Raw genomic sequence first — 15,967 nt, forward strand, 5'->3', positions numbered from 1 at the left:
AACAGGAGGTACGTATATGCAGAAAGCAGAGCTAACAAAACGCATAGCGGAAACAGGCGCTATGGCAATCGTTCGTGTCGAAACGATAGAGCGGGGAATAGAAATCGCAAACGGATGTCTGGAAGGGGGCGTCAGCTGTCTTGAAATTAGTTATACACTGCCCAATGCAGGTGAGGTGATTCAGGCTTTGCGTGAGAAATTTCAGGATCGTCTGATCATCGGAGCAGGAACCGTGCTTGACAGTGAAACAGCCAGACATGCCATACTTCACAATGCGCAGTTTATCATAGCACCGAATTTTTCTCAGGAGGTAGCCGTTATGTGCAACCGGTATCAGATTCCCTATGCGCCGGGCTGTACGACATTAACGGAAGCACTTCAGGCCCTGGAAGCAGGGGCAGCCTTTATCAAGGCGTTTCCGATTTCCGATTTCTATGGTCCCAGACTGGTATCCGTATTCAAGACGCCGATTCCCTATATGCCGATTCTTGCGAGCGGGGGAATTGATCTGAAAAATCTGAAGGATTATGTGCTGCGTGGTGTGGACTGCTGCGGCTTCGGCTCACTTCTCACAAAAGGCAGCCGGGAAGAAATCGCAGCCAATGCACGCTCAATCAGAACGCTGATTGATGAAGCAAGACAGGAAATGCAAACTACGGCGGGATAACGTTTTAAAAGCCATTATGATACAATGAAAGGCGTATGATGAGCTGCGCCTTTTTTTGAGTTCAAAATTTGTGCGTATACAAAACAAAACTTGTACCGAAAACACTTTGTCAGTGATACCGTTTTCAGATAAAATCTAGTTGTAAGCATCATATGGGGAGGTATGTGTATGGATAATGAACTCATGGCACTCATGCAGGTGCTGTCCAATAAGCCTTATCTCACTCTGAAGGATATCGAAGTAAGTGCCGGCATTACCCGTCGTCAGGCAACCTATCGTATTGAAAAGGTGAACGATCTGCTGCGGCAGCATCATGCGCCCATCATTACCATTGGAACAGCGAAGGAAATTCGATTGGATTCCAAAGCACGGCAGAAGCTTGAGGAGCTGCTTCAGGAGATGAATCAAAGCAGCCAGTATTACATGAACAAAAAGGAACGTCAGATCTATATGTATCTGATGCTGTTTATGAACAGTGAGTATCTGTCATTGAGTGATTTCATTGATTCTCTCGGTGTGAGCAGAAGCACGGTGCTGCTGGATTTCAAGGAACTGACACAAATGCTGGAGGAGCGCGGCATCCGGGTGAGAAACAACCGGACCAAGGGCTATTATCTGATTGGCTCCGAAATGGAAATCCGCAGAATGATGATGAAGTATGTCATTTATACACTTGCCGAGGAACAGAGTGCTAAAATCTTCGATGTCTTTATCGACGATTTCAATCTGGATATTTTTGATTATTCACGGCTGGTGATCACGGAGCTTGCACAGCGGCATAACATTCGGTTTGTAGAAGACCGTCTGGTGGAGTTTATTTATATTTTTATTTTTCTGAAGGCACGTATGCAGAGTGGAAAAAACGCAGAGGAGGAAATCCATGCGTTGCTGGATATGGAAGCAATATCCTCGATGAAGGAATATGAGTTTACGGTGGAGCTGTTAAAGAATTACAAGAACACTGACAATATTACAAATACGGATATCAATTATATCTCCTCGTGGATACTGGGAATTTCCTTTGGCGATATCAATGAGGAGACCAAGGATTGTATACTGATCTCCGATATCATCGGAAAAATCATGACCCGTTTTGAATATCTGAGCGGAGCCCATTACCGCAATACCGAGGAAATCTTCATTCAGCTGTATTCTCATTTTCGACCGGCCTATTACCGTCTGCTCTGCCGTCTGCCGATATTCAATCCGCTGTGTGACAAGGTGAGGGAGGAATACCGGGAGCTGTATCAGCTTGTGGAGGAAACCATGAAGCCGTTTCATGTGATTTTCGGTGGAGATATTCCGGCAGGAGAGATTGCATATCTGACCATGCATTTTGCTTCCATTTACTCCGATCAGAAAGCGTTTGAAATAGCGAAGCAGAAGACTGCACTGGTGGTGTGTTCCAATGGAATCGGCAGCTCTGCCATTCTTTATAACGAGCTTACCGGTATGTTTCCCGAGCTGCACTTTTTGCCACCGCTGGAAACCTCGCATATCCATGACGTCAAAGAGCATGTGGATATCATATTTTCCACAAGCTATGTTTCTTTAGGTGCGGGTATCCATGCGCCTGTCATTCGGGTAAGTCCGGTCATGTCCATTGCAGAGCGCTATCAGGTAATGCGCGAGGTCTACATGCAGATGGGAAGTCATTTTTTAAAGCAGCCCAATGTTGATGTCGTGATGGGGATCGTAGCAAAATATGCGAATATCCAGAATGAGCATGCATTGTACAATGAGCTGATTACGTATTTCTCTCATATTGACACGACTACACAGGAGGAACGTGTCCTGCATCTTGCGGATATGGTGAAGCCGGAGCTGATCCGTCTGCATTTGGATGCTGATAATTGGGAGGAGGCTGTGCGAAAGGCCTATGAGCCAATGGTACAGCATGGCTATATCACACAGAATTATGTGGAGGAAACCATTAGCAGTGTACGAATCGTAGGGCCATATATCGTGATTACAAAGCATGTGGCGCTGCCGCATGTGAAGCCGGAAGCAGGAGCGTTGTCTGTTGCACTGGGAGTTGGCGTATTAAACAGCGCTATTGAGTTTGGTAACCGTGACAATGATCCGGTAAAATATATTTTCAGTCTGAGCGCTACGGATAATCAGACGCATCTGTGTGCTATGGCAGAGCTTCTGGAGATGTTTAATAAGCAGGAATTTTTCGATATGCTGGATCAGGCGGAGAACAGCGATGAGGTTATGGTGTATTTGAAAGAAAATCAATAGTAAAAAGAGGGCGGTGATTCTATACATCATCGTCCTGTGTATTTGTTATGGGGAAATCGCTAAAATGCTATGTCTGGAATTTGATTTCGCTTTATATCATACATTCCCTATATCCTGTTTTCTTGTTTACAGCGTGACAGCACTCAAAAGAATAGGCCCTGCTTTTATTTATATAGTTCTTTCGCGTCCCTGGGTAGAAAATAGACATCCCTCAGATACTTCATACTGTTTAATGCCTCCAAGGTATTGTAGGTCAAATCAAGCTGACATCCTATCTCTATAGCTGTTTCATGAAACAGCTCAGACATCGTAAACACCGCCTGCCACAGCGCCTCGCTATCAGCTTTTGCGTAGGTTGCTAGAAAGGTCTGATATACAGCATTCGGCAGCAGCTGTTTCATATACTTTCCGCATTTTCCGGCACTGATTTGAAAGTTACAGGAAATGCCGATTTTCCATTCCAATAGACGTTTTAGCATAGGCCGCAGTGTAAAATCGATAACATCCAGTGCATAGGGGAGTTCATTTCGTTTTAATCCCTTCGCGACATTATTCAAACACCACCAATATTCATTACAGGTACAGGAAAACTGCTGTTGTGAAGGCTTTTGAATCCAATATAGCTGAAGTGCTTTTTTACTTGGCTGCGGGAGGATTCCATCCTTGTCAAGCAGTATTTGATAGGCTTCCAGGTGCGTCTTTGCATAATCCTGTGTGCAGACATGAAGATCAATCCGGTTTCCGTCCCTCAACTGCATAAGCCACCCGTAACAGTTTTCTTTATCCCCTGGATCATAGACACTGTCTTCCGGATACTGCATATAAAGCCGTTCACCGAAACGATCAATCCAGCTGTTATCTTTTTGAAAGGAAGCTGTTTCTTTTACGATATATACGACATCATAATCCTGAAACATATCCCTGGGCACATCCGGGTTCACACGGGAGCCTTCCAGGTAAGCCGCCCGTATCCTATCATCCTGCGCAGCTGTGTTGATCAGCAGCTTCATTATTTCGTCTTCTGTTCTCATGAATGTTCACCTTGTCCTCTGGCAGCACGGTGGGATAGCATTATAGCTGTATTTTGCTCATCCATGTGGTGCACCGCTTTCCTATTCTATATGTATTATAACGTGAAAACAGAAAATATATATGCTTTTTCAGGAAGGAAGTTACCGAATGCCTTTAAACCAGATATAAAAAGAGAAGAATATATTATAAAATCTGACAGCGCATGACTACGCAAAACGCTTAACAGAGAAAGAAATAACTGGCTGTTGCAGTTTCTAAAAAGGATTCAGCTGGACAGTCTTGTTTTATCCCTTTATAATGGAACATAGAGGTGAATATAACATGGAAAAAATTACAAGCTTTTGTATTGATCATGACATACTGGAAAAAGGAATGTATATATCAAGAATCGATGGTGATATTATTACCTATGACCTTAGAATGGTGAAGCCAAACTACGGCACGTATCTGGATAACGATGGTCTTCATACCTTTGAGCATCTGTTCGCTACCTATGTAAGAAATTCGGTATACAGTAATGCGGTGATTTATGCCGGGCCGATGGGCTGCAGAACAGGCTTCTATTTTCTAACGAGAGATTCTATCAGTAAGGCACAGGCGGTGCAGCTGGTTAAGGATACGATGGCGTTTATTGCGGGATTTGAGGGAGATATCCCAGGTGCACAGGAGTCTAAGGAATGCGGCAATTATCTGGATCATGATCTTGCCAAGGCGAAATCCTATGCAAAGGCTTATGGTCAGGTGATGAAGGACTGGAACGAGGAACAGCTCGTTTATCCACAATAAATCAGTGGTTTCAGACTGGATTGGTCTGAAGCCTTTCTTTTGAAAGAGGGTGACGTATGAAAACACGTATCAATTTGCTGGAGGGAAAAATTCTTCCCGCATTAAGCGCGCTGGCATTGCCAATCATGGCAACCAGTCTGATTCAGATGGCCTATAATCTGATCGACATGATATGGATTGGAAAAATCGGGGCAAGTGCTGTCGCGTCCGTTGGCGCAGCCGGTATGTTTATGTGGCTGTCCAATGGTTTGGCAACCTTGGCAAAGATGGGAGGTCAGATCAAGGTTGGGCATGCGCTGGGGGCGCAGAAGAAGGAGGATGCGACATCCTATGCACAGAGCTCGATTCAGATGGGAATTGTATTCGCCATCGGCTTCGGTATTCTGTCTGTTGTGTTTGCGGACGAGATGATCGGCTTTTTTCAGCTGAACAGCGCACAGGTCATACAGGATGCAAAGCTGTATCTGATGATAACCTGCGGTCTGGTCATATTTTCTTTTATGAATCAGATATTCACCGGGATTCTGACAGCGATGGGAAACAGCAGAACCTCCTTTATCGCAACCGGTATTGGGCTTGTTTTGAATATCGTGCTGGATCCTCTGTTTATTTTCGGTTTCGGTGTAATTCATCCGATGGGTGTTGCGGGGGCTGCAATTGCGACAGTACTTGCACAGCTGGTGGTTATGCTGTTGTTTCTGTATACCATACTACGGGATACGGTCTTGTTCTGTGATGTCCATATACTGCATTCTTATTCTTCACAGCATACAAGAGAAATTTTCCGTATTGGATTACCCTCCGCTGTGCAGAGTATGTTATTTTCCGGTATTTCTATGGTCATTGCAAGATTGATTGCAGGCTGGGGAGACGCTGCCGTGGCAGTACAAAAGGTGGGTTCACAAATCGAATCCATTTCCTGGATGACTGCGGAAGGCTATGCGGCGGCTTTGAACAGCTTTGTGGCTCAGAACCATGGTGCGAAGAATACAGATAGAATCCGGGAGGGATATCGACTCTCCATGATTGTTATGCTGTCCTGGGGTGTGTTCTGTTCTTTTGTTCTGATCGTTTTTCCACAGCTCATCTTTCAGGTCTTTATCCAGGAAGCAGAGGTGTTGCCAATGGGGGTGGATTATCTTCGGATTCTTGGTGTCTCTCAGTTGTTTATGTGTATGGAAATCACAACAGCGGGTGCCTTCAGCGGACTTGGAAAAACGCTGCCTCCATCCATTGTAAGTATCACGTTAACCGGCGCACGAATACCGATGGCGATATTGCTGGGAAGATGGCTGGGTCTGAATGGCGTCTGGTGGGCAATTACGATTAGTTCGATCGGGAAAGGTATCGTATTGCTGGGGTGGTTCTTAAAGGATATGAAGAGAGCAGGTATGCCAGAGAGGTAATCATTGTGTTAGAATTTGAAAGTTAAAAAATCATTTCATTATGCTAGAATCAACGATTAAGGTTGATGATGAGCTGGCATTAAAATGTTTGCAGGATATTATAGGTAAGATGGAAATTATAGATGTTCTTTCAACATCAAATATGTATTTGAATTATCTGATAAATTCAAAAGTAGAAAAAATAAAATCACTAAATATTGATTTAACGTGTGGTTTTAAAAATACGCTGGATTTTCTGAATCTTTTTGAATTGACAACGATCCTGGGAAATCTGATTGATAATACGACACTATTCTCAATCACACAGACTTATATGAATACAAGCACGGAAAGATATTAATACATTTAAACTTTTGTTTTGAAGGTTTTCCTACAGAACAAACTCCTGCGGCAATGCTAAAATACTACCGGCAGCGAAAGGGTCTAACCACACGGCAGTTAGCCGAAAGTATAGGAGTTGTACCCGCAACAGTGTTAATGTATGAGCGTGAACGATTCCCGATACCATATCAAACAGCCGTTGCTATGGCTGAAGTCCTTGAAATTGATAGAAATCTGCTCTTCGATGAGTTTGCTCAATTTATGGATTATCCTTACAGTGATAGACTTCGTGAAGTCAGAAAAGCACACAGATTAAATCAAGCAACTTTTGCTGAAAAAGCAGGTATTAGTTTGAGCATCTATTCTAAATGGGAGGGCGGTTCACGACAGCCGTCAAGAAAAATGTATCAGCAATTGGTAAATACATATCCCGAAATAAACATATGAAAATACAGCGTATCTGTGATATAGCAGGTACGCTGTATTTTTTATCGGCACATTGGTTTCATTACCCATCTTTCTGTAAAATAAAAGTACACTAAAACACAGGAGGAAAATACTATGGAAAAGTCATTATTTGAACAAATGGGCGGTACTTATACGCAAGTTGGGGATTACCTGATACCAAATCTCCGTTTGCCAGAACAACAAGGTCAGCCGATCGGAGTATGGGGGCATCGACACGTAAGATATTTGAAACAACACCATAAAATTATTTATATGAACCTGTTGACAAGCGGGAAACTAAACGACTATCTTGTCGATATTGAAAATCAGGCTGAAAATATGTTTCTTCAAATCGTAAAGCAACTTGCAAAAAGCGAAGGCATAACAGAAGAACTTAAGGCAAAAGATCAGACGGAATGGGTTGCGCAAATGAACAATGTTTGCTACAGAGCAAGAGAAATTGTAAATTCTAAGTTGATTTATTAAAAATAGTCCGCTCAATGGAGCGGACTATTTTTAATAAATTTCATTTTCACACATTTTTTCAGCTTGCTCTATTATCAAATCCACCGCCGTTGCCTGTTTATCCGGTGGATATTTATATTTTCTGAGCAACCTTTTTACAGTAATTCTCATCTGTGCCCTAACACTTTCTCGCACATCCCAATCAACTTTAATATTATTTTTAATGCTGATTGTTAGTTCTTTAGCAATTTGTTTTAGGACATCATTTTCATAGAAATCTCTGGCAGATTCATTGGACGAAATTGCATCATAAAATGCCAGTTCATCGTCTGATAATCCCAGCTTTTCGCCTCTTTTATGAAGCTCATTCATATCTTTTGCCATATCAACCAGAGCCTTTATAACCTCTACCGTCTCTAAAGAACGTTTTTCATATTGAATTACTGAGGCTTCAAGCATTTCAGAAAATTTCTTTGCTTGTACAATATTCTTTTTAGCTATCGCCTTAATCTTGCCGTCAAGCAAACGTCGTAAAAGTTCCAGAGCTAAATTTTTTTGTGGCAGTCCTTTTACTTCTTCAAGAAATTCATCAGATAAAATTGAAATATCCGGTTTATTCAATCCAACGGAAGCAAATATGTCAACGACTTCTTCAGAAATAACTGATTTGGAAACCAATTGACCAATTTCATATTCTATTTGATCTTTCGTTTTCTTCTGTTTGTCTCTTGGTAGTATTTTTATAATACCTGATTTGATGGCTTTAAAATAACTAATCTCTACATTGATTGCCTGAGCTTGCTCAGAGGTCGAACATAATGCGTATGCCTTACCAATTTCTGCAACCAAGTTAAGAAATTCTTTTTTCTCATCTTCCGGTTTACCCAAAACAAAATCCACACCAGAAACAATACACGCCATTCGTTCACTTGCCGAGCCGCTTATGTAAGAAGAGTAATCCAATCCATGCAATATTCCTTGAATTTGCTCATACTTCTCAAGCATGAGATCTATTGCTACTTGTGGATCAATACCTGTTGTTTTTCGGTCAGACGGTGTATATTGTGCTAATGCACTTCTTAAATTATCTGCAATGCCAATATAGTCTACAATTAAGCCGCCGGGCTTGTCTTTAAACACACGATTAACTCGTGCTATGGCTTGCATAAGATTATGACCACTCATCGGTTTATCGACATACATTGTGTGAAGGCAAGGGACATCAAACCCCGTCAACCACATATCGCAAACAATAACAATTTTTAATTCATCTTCAACATCTTTCATTCTCTTTGCAAGTAGCTTTTTCTGAGATGCAGTAGTTGAATGCGGCTGAAATTCAGGCGGATCAGATGCTGCAGAAGTCATAATAACCTTAATTGTACCTTTATCAATGTCGTCACTATGCCATTCCGGGCGGTATTCTATAATCTTTGAGTAAAGTTTTACTGCAATCTTTCTGGATATAGCTACAAACATAACTTTTCCATTAATCGCTTGTTGTCTAAGGACGTAATGAGCAATAAAATCTTTCACCACTACATCAATACGACTATCTGTTCCAACAATGGCTTCTAACCTTGCCCATTTGCGCTTTTGGCTTTCGGCGTAAGTTTCCTCCTGTCCCTCAACAATGCTGTCATACTCATCATCAATCTTTGGCTTTAATTCCTGCGGAAGATCTAACTTTGCAATTCTGCTTTCATAATAAATCGGAACAGTAGTTTTATCTTTAACCGCTTGAGTCAAATCGTAAATATCAATATAGTCACCAAACAGAGCAGGGGTGTTCTTATCGCTCAACTCAACAGGAGTTCCAGTAAATCCGATAAAAGAAGCATTCGGCAATGCATCTCGCATATGTTTCGCAAAGCCAAAAGAAACTTTTCCATCTTTTTCTTTTGCTTCTAACCCGTACTGACTGCGATGTGCTTCATCTGCTATAACAACCACATTTCGTCTGGTAGTCAGTGCTTCCATCGATTGGTCACTCTCATCTGGCGAAAACTTTTGGATAGTCGTAAATACAATGCCGCCAGCTTGAACGCTCAATAGTTCTCGTAATTTCTTTCTTGTGTCTGCCTGTTTGGGCGTTTGACGCAAATAATCGGCACTTTTTGCAAAAGTAGTAAATAGTTGATCATCCAAGTCATTTCTGTCAGTAATAACAACAATGGTCGGGTTACTCAGTTCTAAAACCAATTGACGAGTATACATGAGCATAGAATAACTTTTTCCGCTACCCTGTGTATGCCAAATTACACCCGCTTTTCTGCTTCCATTTTCAGAGGCTGCCAAGTGAGTGGTATACAACGCTTTATTTACAGCAAAAAATTGATGATAACCAGGCAAAATTTTGAAAGACTTATCTTCTTCATGAACAAAGAAGCTATACTTTGAAACAATGTCCAAAAATCTCTTTTTATTCATCATTCCATACAGCATAACTTGCAATTGCGGAAAAGAAAGTCCCGATTCTTTTTCTCCGTCAATTGTTCTCCAGAACATAAAGCGATCCAGATCAGAAGTAATTGTACCAACTTTTGCATTGATACCATCACTTGTGATCATAAAGGCATTGTAATAAAACAAGGACGGAATATCTCTTTTATAAGTCTGAAGCTGATTAAACCCATCAACAATATCTACTTCTTCGTTTGTCGCATTTTTCAGTTCTATTACAACAACAGGAATACCATTTAAGAACGCAACAATATCAGGTCTGCGTTCTTTTCCGTTTTCAATTACAGTGTATTGATTGATTGCCAAGAACTCATTATTTTCAATATCTTTGGCATCAAAAATATAAGCTTTTTCGGTTTTTATGCTTCCGTCCTTCTGCTTAACCTCTACATCAATACCATCGGTTAATAATTTCTGAAACGCAACATTATTTTGGACAATAGATAAGCTCTGCTGACGAGTAATCTTTTTAACCAGTTCTGAAATCGTATCATTAGAATATTGTTTGTTAATACGTTTTAATGCACTATATAACCTTTCGTACAGAACAACATCTCCAAAACTTTCTCTCTCTGAAAAGCTTCCTCCCGGCGAAATATCTGGTCCATATTGTGTTTGATAGCCTAAATCTTGAAGCCACTCCATTGCTGCTTGTTCAAGATCATTTTCTATAAATTTGGACATTTTATTCACCTCGCATTTTTATCATATTTTAATTCTGATAGTTTTTCTACTATTTGAGTAGCAGCTTTTTCTGCTTCATTAGCTGAAACACCATTATTGATAAAATACTTCTTAACAAATAATCTGTATGTAGCTTTTTGAGAATCAAAAATATACCAATCTGGCGCAGAAAAAAGTTCTGATGCGTTAGCAAAATCCTTCTGTACTTGTTTAGTTTTTGATTTGTTAAAGCCGAGAGAAATACAAACTTTTTCGATAACGGTATCATACTTAGTAACGCTAGGTCGTATTGTTTTATCAAGTTCTTTTTTCTGTTCAAGATTGCTAATTTGCTCTTCAGCATTCTTTTCTTTATTTTCTTTTATTTCCTCGATCTCTGATTTTAACACATCATACTCTTTAGCAATAACGGATTTTTTATCAAGAGAATTAATTATATATTTTGCTTGGTGATCAATCTCTGGAAACAGAGTTTTCTGGCTAACCCCAAGTTTGTCAAGTTCTGCCAGAATGTACTTTTTTCTTTCTTTTGGAATGACATAAGAATATGCTTTATCGGTAAGCAATTTATTCTGTTTATTAATATATTCCTTCATTCCTTCATCAATATCTTCATCATTTTCCTCTGCTATTTGGAATTTAAGTTTTTCCAGCAAAACATTTCTTGCATTTATCGTTAATTCAATATTCTTTTGCTTAATATGGAATGGAACATTCTTATTAGAATACAGGTCGCTTTCAAAGTTATTGTATACCATACCAAAAAGAATAAATGCTCCTGATTGCCTCTTTATTCTGTTATTATCCAGACTGGCCACCACGGTAACATAACTAAAATCTTGTAAAATAGATTTTACTTCTTCTTCAGTGAGATTTTCAATTGTGAAGCGATTAATTTCATTTGTAAAAGAATCAAGCTGTGAGCCTTTCTTGCAGCTTCTAGCTAATTCTGATAATACATTTACTTTTGGATCATCAGGCGATAGTGGAGTATCGATCCATACAAATACTTCCCCATCAGCATCTTCAAGCTTACTGCACTCCTCCAAGCGATTTTTCAGCTCTTCTAGATCTGTATTTTCTCTATACCATTCTTCATCCTGCTCAATAATATCCTTTAATTTCACCTGTATGCTTCGAGGTTGGCATGCAAAATATAATGCTACTAATGGATTTGATGTAATATCCAACAAACGAGTAGGTAATTCATAATGCTGCATTTTTGTCAGCTTTTCAAAAGGAGTTTTATGCGAAACAAATTCCTCTGGACAATTCACAAGAATTTCAGAAAAAATCTTGCTTTCATAATCTAACCGTCCATCCCTAAAAATGCTCGGTGCTAAACCGAAAGATGTGTCATTTTGTCCACGATAAAATAATTGATGTTCTGTATCTGTACCCATATTTAAAAGTTTAATTTCCCAAATAAAATCTTGTACAGAACCTATTACACCAATACAGTTTTCATACATTATTTCTCACCCACTTCCACTGGCAGTTCTCCACTCATCAATTTGGGGAGTAGGGTATCTCTAATCTCTGCCAACACTTCATTTTCTTCTTTGAGCTTTGCGATTTTCTGCTCAATAGGTTTTGCGATTTCTTCAAATTTCAATTGAAGTTCCATCGGCGGTACAACCATAGGAAACATTTTAAACGCTTCGAAAGGGAAGTTCTGCCTTGTTGTGCCAATGGCATGGTGTTTGATCATTTCCTGAAATATCGGTTGCTTCATATAGTAATAAAAGAAAGTAGGAGTAATCGTATCCTTCATCTCAAAAACAGTATAAATCGGGCTAACAAGTCCAACATCATACTCCTTGAGCATGGCAATAGAACCGATATTTGCTCTTGCCGGATTATATGCTACTTGATTGCGGCGAACAATTTTATAGTTTTTAGTGCTCTTACTATAAACTTGTTTTGTAAATACATCTTCGGATGCTTTAAATTCGCCTTCTTTTACGACCGAAAGTACAGGGTAATCTTTTTCTTCTTTGTTTTTTTCCTTAAGTTCTATAATGTTCTCAAATACAGTTGATTCTGCATATTGCCCATCTGCTAATTTGGACTTTTGTATAAATGTTTCTTTATATATTTCGTTTGCTACATTCAGCAATAGCGCTATGTTAACTAAATTATTTTTAATTTTCTTTTCATACACGCATAGCTTTTCTGCAATTCTATCCTGCTCCTCTCTAGAAAAATCAGGCAACGCAATCAAGTTCATATTGTTTTGATTCAACTTTGGTTGAGCCGAACCAGTTATATATTCTGATATATCATTTGAATTTAACCAAAAACACAAAAATTCAAGATTTGATAATTCATTTGATGTAACTATATGCGCATGATTATTAACCCAAAACTTTCCTTCTACAATGGTTGCAATTGGTTGTTTGCGAGACCTTAAATTTTCCCCATCTTCAGCTATCAACAAATATTTACCTTCAAAAAGATAGTCATCGACATAATCAATAATACCCTGTGCACCATAATATGGATAATTTTTTTCAATATTTTCCCTTTGCTTAGCTGATAATGGGATACGTTTATTGTCATGATTAATAATTAAATCACCTAAAAGCATCTTATTCCTCCTTGAAATCTTGGTTCCATCCCATTTCATTTAATTGATGCTTAATTTCTTCATCAAGCTTTTGAGATTCATCTATTACATTATATAATTTCTTTGTCAATCTTTTCATTTTTTCATCGAAAGGTTCCGTGTCTTCTTCTATAGGAACAACACCTACATAACTCGCCGGTGTCAAATTATAATCTTTTTCACGAATTTCTTCCAATGTTGCTATCTTCCAAAATCCCTGTTTATCGGCATATTCAATTTCTGTACCATCCGCCTTTGTTGCTTTCTTTTCATGGTTGCGGAAAGAATGGTATGCGGAAGTGATTTCATCAATAGTTTGTGCAGTCAGCTGTCTCTGTGTACGACTGTCCTCATAAGGTTCAGTTTCCATATTTCTGGCATCGATAAACAGAATTTCCCCATGTCGATCACGGTGTCCGTTTTTCAGCTTATTGCGAGCCATAAACCACAGGCAAACAGGAATTGATGTTGTTGAGAACAGTCCACCCGGCAAAGTAACAATACAATCGATTTTGTCATCTTCAATCAAGTTTTTACGAATGTTGTATTCACTGATTGTAGAAGATGAAAGAGAACCATTCGCCAATACAAAACCCGCTGTTCCGCTTGGCGCTAAGTGATACAGCATGTGCAAAATCCAAGCATAGTTGGCATTACCCGTAGGCGGAATACCGTATTTACTCCATCTTGGATCATCTATTAAACGCTCGCCGCCCCAGTCACTAATATTAAAAGGAGGATTTGCCATAATATAATCTGCCTTTAAACTCTTGTGCTGATCGTTATGAAAGGAATCCGCATTTTGCTGACCAAGGTTTGCTTCGATTCCACGGATAGCAAGGTTCATTTTGCAAAGTTTCCATGTATTATAATTGGATTCCTGCCCATAAATAGCTAATTGACCGTCAATTCGTCCCTCTCTGTCTTCTACAAAGCGTTCACTCTGCACAAACATACCGCCAGAACCGCAGCAAGGGTCATAAACTCGACCATCATGAGGCTCAATCATAGCTACAATCAACTCAACTACACTGCGTGGAGTGTAGAACTCTCCACCCAGTTTTCCCTCAGCACGTGCAAACTTTCCAAGAAAATATTCATATACAGATCCTAAAGTGTCTTTGTTCTTGTCGTTTCCAATCTCAAGTTCAGATAACAAATCAACCAATTCACCCAAAGAACGTTTATCTAAAGATGCTCTTGCAAAATCTTTAGGAAGCACACCACGAAGGGAAGAGTTTTCCTTTTCAATCACATACATGGCATTATCGATAACCTGACCAATTGTCGGATCTTTAGCACTGTTTTTAATTGTTTCCCAACGTGCTTCCTGCGGCACCCAAAACACATTTTTTGCAAGGTATTCATCTCTATCTTCCGGATCAGCATATTCATCCTGAAAAATTTCTTGATAAGCTCTTTCAAAACTATCAGAAATATATTTCAAGAATATAAGACCAAGACATACGTGCTTATACTCTGCAGAATCCATATTATTGCGGAGTTTATCCGCCATTACCCACAAATCTTCTTTTCTTAATTCAGCCATTTTTATTCCTCCACCATTAAATAATCTGAGATACTTTTGCCCAGATTTGCTTTTCGTTTGGGCTTTCTTTTGCCGACCTAATAATTTTTAATATTGATTCATTTTCCATTAGGTATTCTTGTAGTGTTGCGCGAAAAATAAAAAAGTGTTGCAAATAAAATAAAAAATCTATATATCAAAATATGAAATTTAAATGTACTTTAAATCCTGCGTAAATCCTCATATTCTCATATATATTAAGGAAGGGGAATCCCTTCCTTATTTTCTATACTTCCCGAAGTGGCTTTGCGTAGATCCACATCTTTCTGCGGCCGACCTTAGCATATACAGAATCAGTTTCTGGGTCATTATCTAGGACAGTAAATGTACCTTTGATTTTAACGTACTCACCAGGCTGTAGTACCTGATCGCCGGATTTCTTTCCGCTCTTCGTGACCTCATCACATACAGCTGCATCCAGCCAATGGTACTCGGCCACTGGTGTGCCAGTCAAGGCATAGCAGATCACTGCATCACGGGATGCTGACACCTTAGATACCTGATAGACATCCGGGAAGATAAACTTATCACCTTTATTCAGTATCTGGTCTGGTTTCGGCTTGCTAGAAGCGTTATTCTGCTGTAGATACCCTTTTACCTTGCTGACGAATTTCGCCCAGCTGTAAGGCTTGTTGGCACGAATCTGGCTTGGACAGTTTTTGCCGCTCCAGTCGTGATGCTGGTACAGGCTCTGATGATCAAGCCCCTGTGCTTTCAGCAGCTTCGCAGCCAGCCATGCAGCGTTATCGGTGGCTTTCTCCAAATTACTATCCGGATTGACACAGATCTCGATTGCAATGGTGGTCATATTTCCGTTTCCACATCCGTCGCCAGCGTGCCATGCTACTTCATTGTCTGGAATAGACTGCGTGATCATTTTATCATCCACAGCATAATGCCAGGAAGCCTGCAGCGTGGATCCACTGTTCTGCAGATACGTTCCGTGGTTCTTAGCTCCAGCTCCTGCCTTAAAGTTATCCGTGTTGTGGATCGTAACACCGCCGTTCATCATTCTCTTGATACCGCTTCTTGCCCCACTATAAATTACTGGTGCTAACATTTTTGTAATCTTCATTTTTTCATCCTCCTATTTTTTTATTTTGATAATACCCTCATAGATTGCACTTGCACCTATGAAACTGAACAATGCGACCCATAAAGCACAATATATGGATAGCGAAAAGAAAAACATACAGAAGCATATGCCTATTGCGAATGATAAAACAAAATTTACCACCCATGTCTTAAGCCCTTTT

The 15,967-nt window shown here is 39.8% G+C and carries 13 protein-coding genes; 7 read left to right on the forward strand and 6 right to left on the reverse strand.

The window, feature by feature from the left end:
* Positions 1-16 precede the first annotated feature (16 nt).
* Both KSZ58_RS02040 and KSZ58_RS02045 read left to right on the forward strand, forming a co-directional pair.
* Entirely contained in the window at positions 17-667 is a 651-nt protein-coding gene (locus KSZ58_RS02040; protein WP_022300622.1) for a 2-dehydro-3-deoxyphosphogluconate aldolase/4-hydroxy-2-oxoglutarate aldolase, read from the forward strand.
* 168 nt (positions 668-835) lie between these two features.
* Positions 836-2,911: a BglG family transcription antiterminator gene (locus tag KSZ58_RS02045; protein ID WP_022300621.1), complete on the forward strand. Its 2,076-nt coding sequence runs from the start codon at positions 836-838 to the stop codon at positions 2,909-2,911.
* A 164-nt stretch (positions 2,912-3,075) separates the two neighbouring features.
* On the opposite strand, the gene KSZ58_RS02050 is transcribed toward KSZ58_RS02045, so the two are convergent.
* Entirely contained in the window at positions 3,076-3,942 is an 867-nt protein-coding gene (locus tag KSZ58_RS02050) for an aminoglycoside 6-adenylyltransferase (protein ID WP_009269990.1), read from the reverse strand.
* A 322-nt stretch (positions 3,943-4,264) separates the two neighbouring features.
* Here KSZ58_RS02050 and KSZ58_RS02055 point away from each other — a divergent pair, with 322 nt between their 5' ends.
* The 5 genes from KSZ58_RS02055 to KSZ58_RS02075 all read left to right on the forward strand — a co-directional run bounded on the left by KSZ58_RS02055 (position 4,265) and on the right by KSZ58_RS02075 (position 7,389).
* Positions 4,265-4,729: an S-ribosylhomocysteine lyase gene (locus KSZ58_RS02055; RefSeq protein WP_009269989.1), complete on the forward strand. Its 465-nt coding sequence runs from the start codon at positions 4,265-4,267 to the stop codon at positions 4,727-4,729.
* A gap of 56 nt (positions 4,730-4,785) precedes the next feature.
* Entirely contained in the window at positions 4,786-6,135 is a 1,350-nt protein-coding gene (locus KSZ58_RS02060) for an MATE family efflux transporter (protein WP_009269988.1), read from the forward strand.
* 40 nt (positions 6,136-6,175) lie between these two features.
* On the forward strand, positions 6,176-6,475 hold the full coding sequence (locus tag KSZ58_RS02065; RefSeq protein ID WP_238135784.1) for a hypothetical protein: 300 nt from the start codon (positions 6,176-6,178) through the stop codon (positions 6,473-6,475).
* A gap of 53 nt (positions 6,476-6,528) precedes the next feature.
* A complete protein-coding gene (locus KSZ58_RS02070; RefSeq protein ID WP_217706350.1) occupies positions 6,529-6,903 on the forward strand; it encodes a helix-turn-helix transcriptional regulator in 375 nt (124 codons plus the stop codon).
* A 114-nt stretch (positions 6,904-7,017) separates the two neighbouring features.
* Entirely contained in the window at positions 7,018-7,389 is a 372-nt protein-coding gene (locus KSZ58_RS02075) for a TnpV protein (protein ID WP_175627745.1), read from the forward strand.
* A gap of 30 nt (positions 7,390-7,419) precedes the next feature.
* Here KSZ58_RS02075 and KSZ58_RS02080 read toward each other — a convergent pair whose 3' ends face one another.
* From KSZ58_RS02080 to KSZ58_RS02100, 5 genes are all read right to left on the reverse strand, one after another.
* Positions 7,420-10,515 (reverse strand): type I restriction endonuclease subunit R, encoded by a 3,096-nt coding sequence (locus KSZ58_RS02080; RefSeq protein WP_175627746.1) that lies wholly within the window; start codon positions 10,513-10,515, stop codon positions 7,420-7,422.
* 5 nt (positions 10,516-10,520) lie between these two features.
* Complete coding sequence (locus KSZ58_RS02085; RefSeq protein WP_175627747.1) at positions 10,521-11,987, reverse strand: FRG domain-containing protein; 1,467 nt, start codon at positions 11,985-11,987, stop codon at positions 10,521-10,523.
* The gene (locus KSZ58_RS02090) at positions 11,987-13,105 is read right to left on the reverse strand and encodes a restriction endonuclease subunit S (RefSeq protein ID WP_175627748.1); all 1,119 of its coding nucleotides are present in this window, start codon (positions 13,103-13,105) and stop codon (positions 11,987-11,989) included. The genes KSZ58_RS02085 and KSZ58_RS02090 overlap by 1 nt, the downstream gene beginning before the upstream one ends.
* A gap of 1 nt (position 13,106) precedes the next feature.
* Positions 13,107-14,672 carry a class I SAM-dependent DNA methyltransferase gene (locus KSZ58_RS02095; protein ID WP_175627749.1) on the reverse strand — a complete coding sequence of 522 codons (1,566 nt, stop codon included), beginning with the start codon at positions 14,670-14,672 and terminating at the stop codon, positions 13,107-13,109.
* A gap of 265 nt (positions 14,673-14,937) precedes the next feature.
* Entirely contained in the window at positions 14,938-15,786 is an 849-nt protein-coding gene (locus tag KSZ58_RS02100; RefSeq protein ID WP_142419917.1) for an N-acetylmuramoyl-L-alanine amidase family protein, read from the reverse strand.
* Between the last annotated feature and the right edge of the window lie 181 nt (positions 15,787-15,967).

Origin of the sequence: Erysipelatoclostridium sp. DFI.2.3, assembly GCF_019132535.1 — a bacterium.
Taxonomy (GTDB): domain Bacteria; phylum Bacillota_I; class Bacilli_A; order Erysipelotrichales; family Erysipelotrichaceae; genus Clostridium_AQ; species Clostridium_AQ innocuum.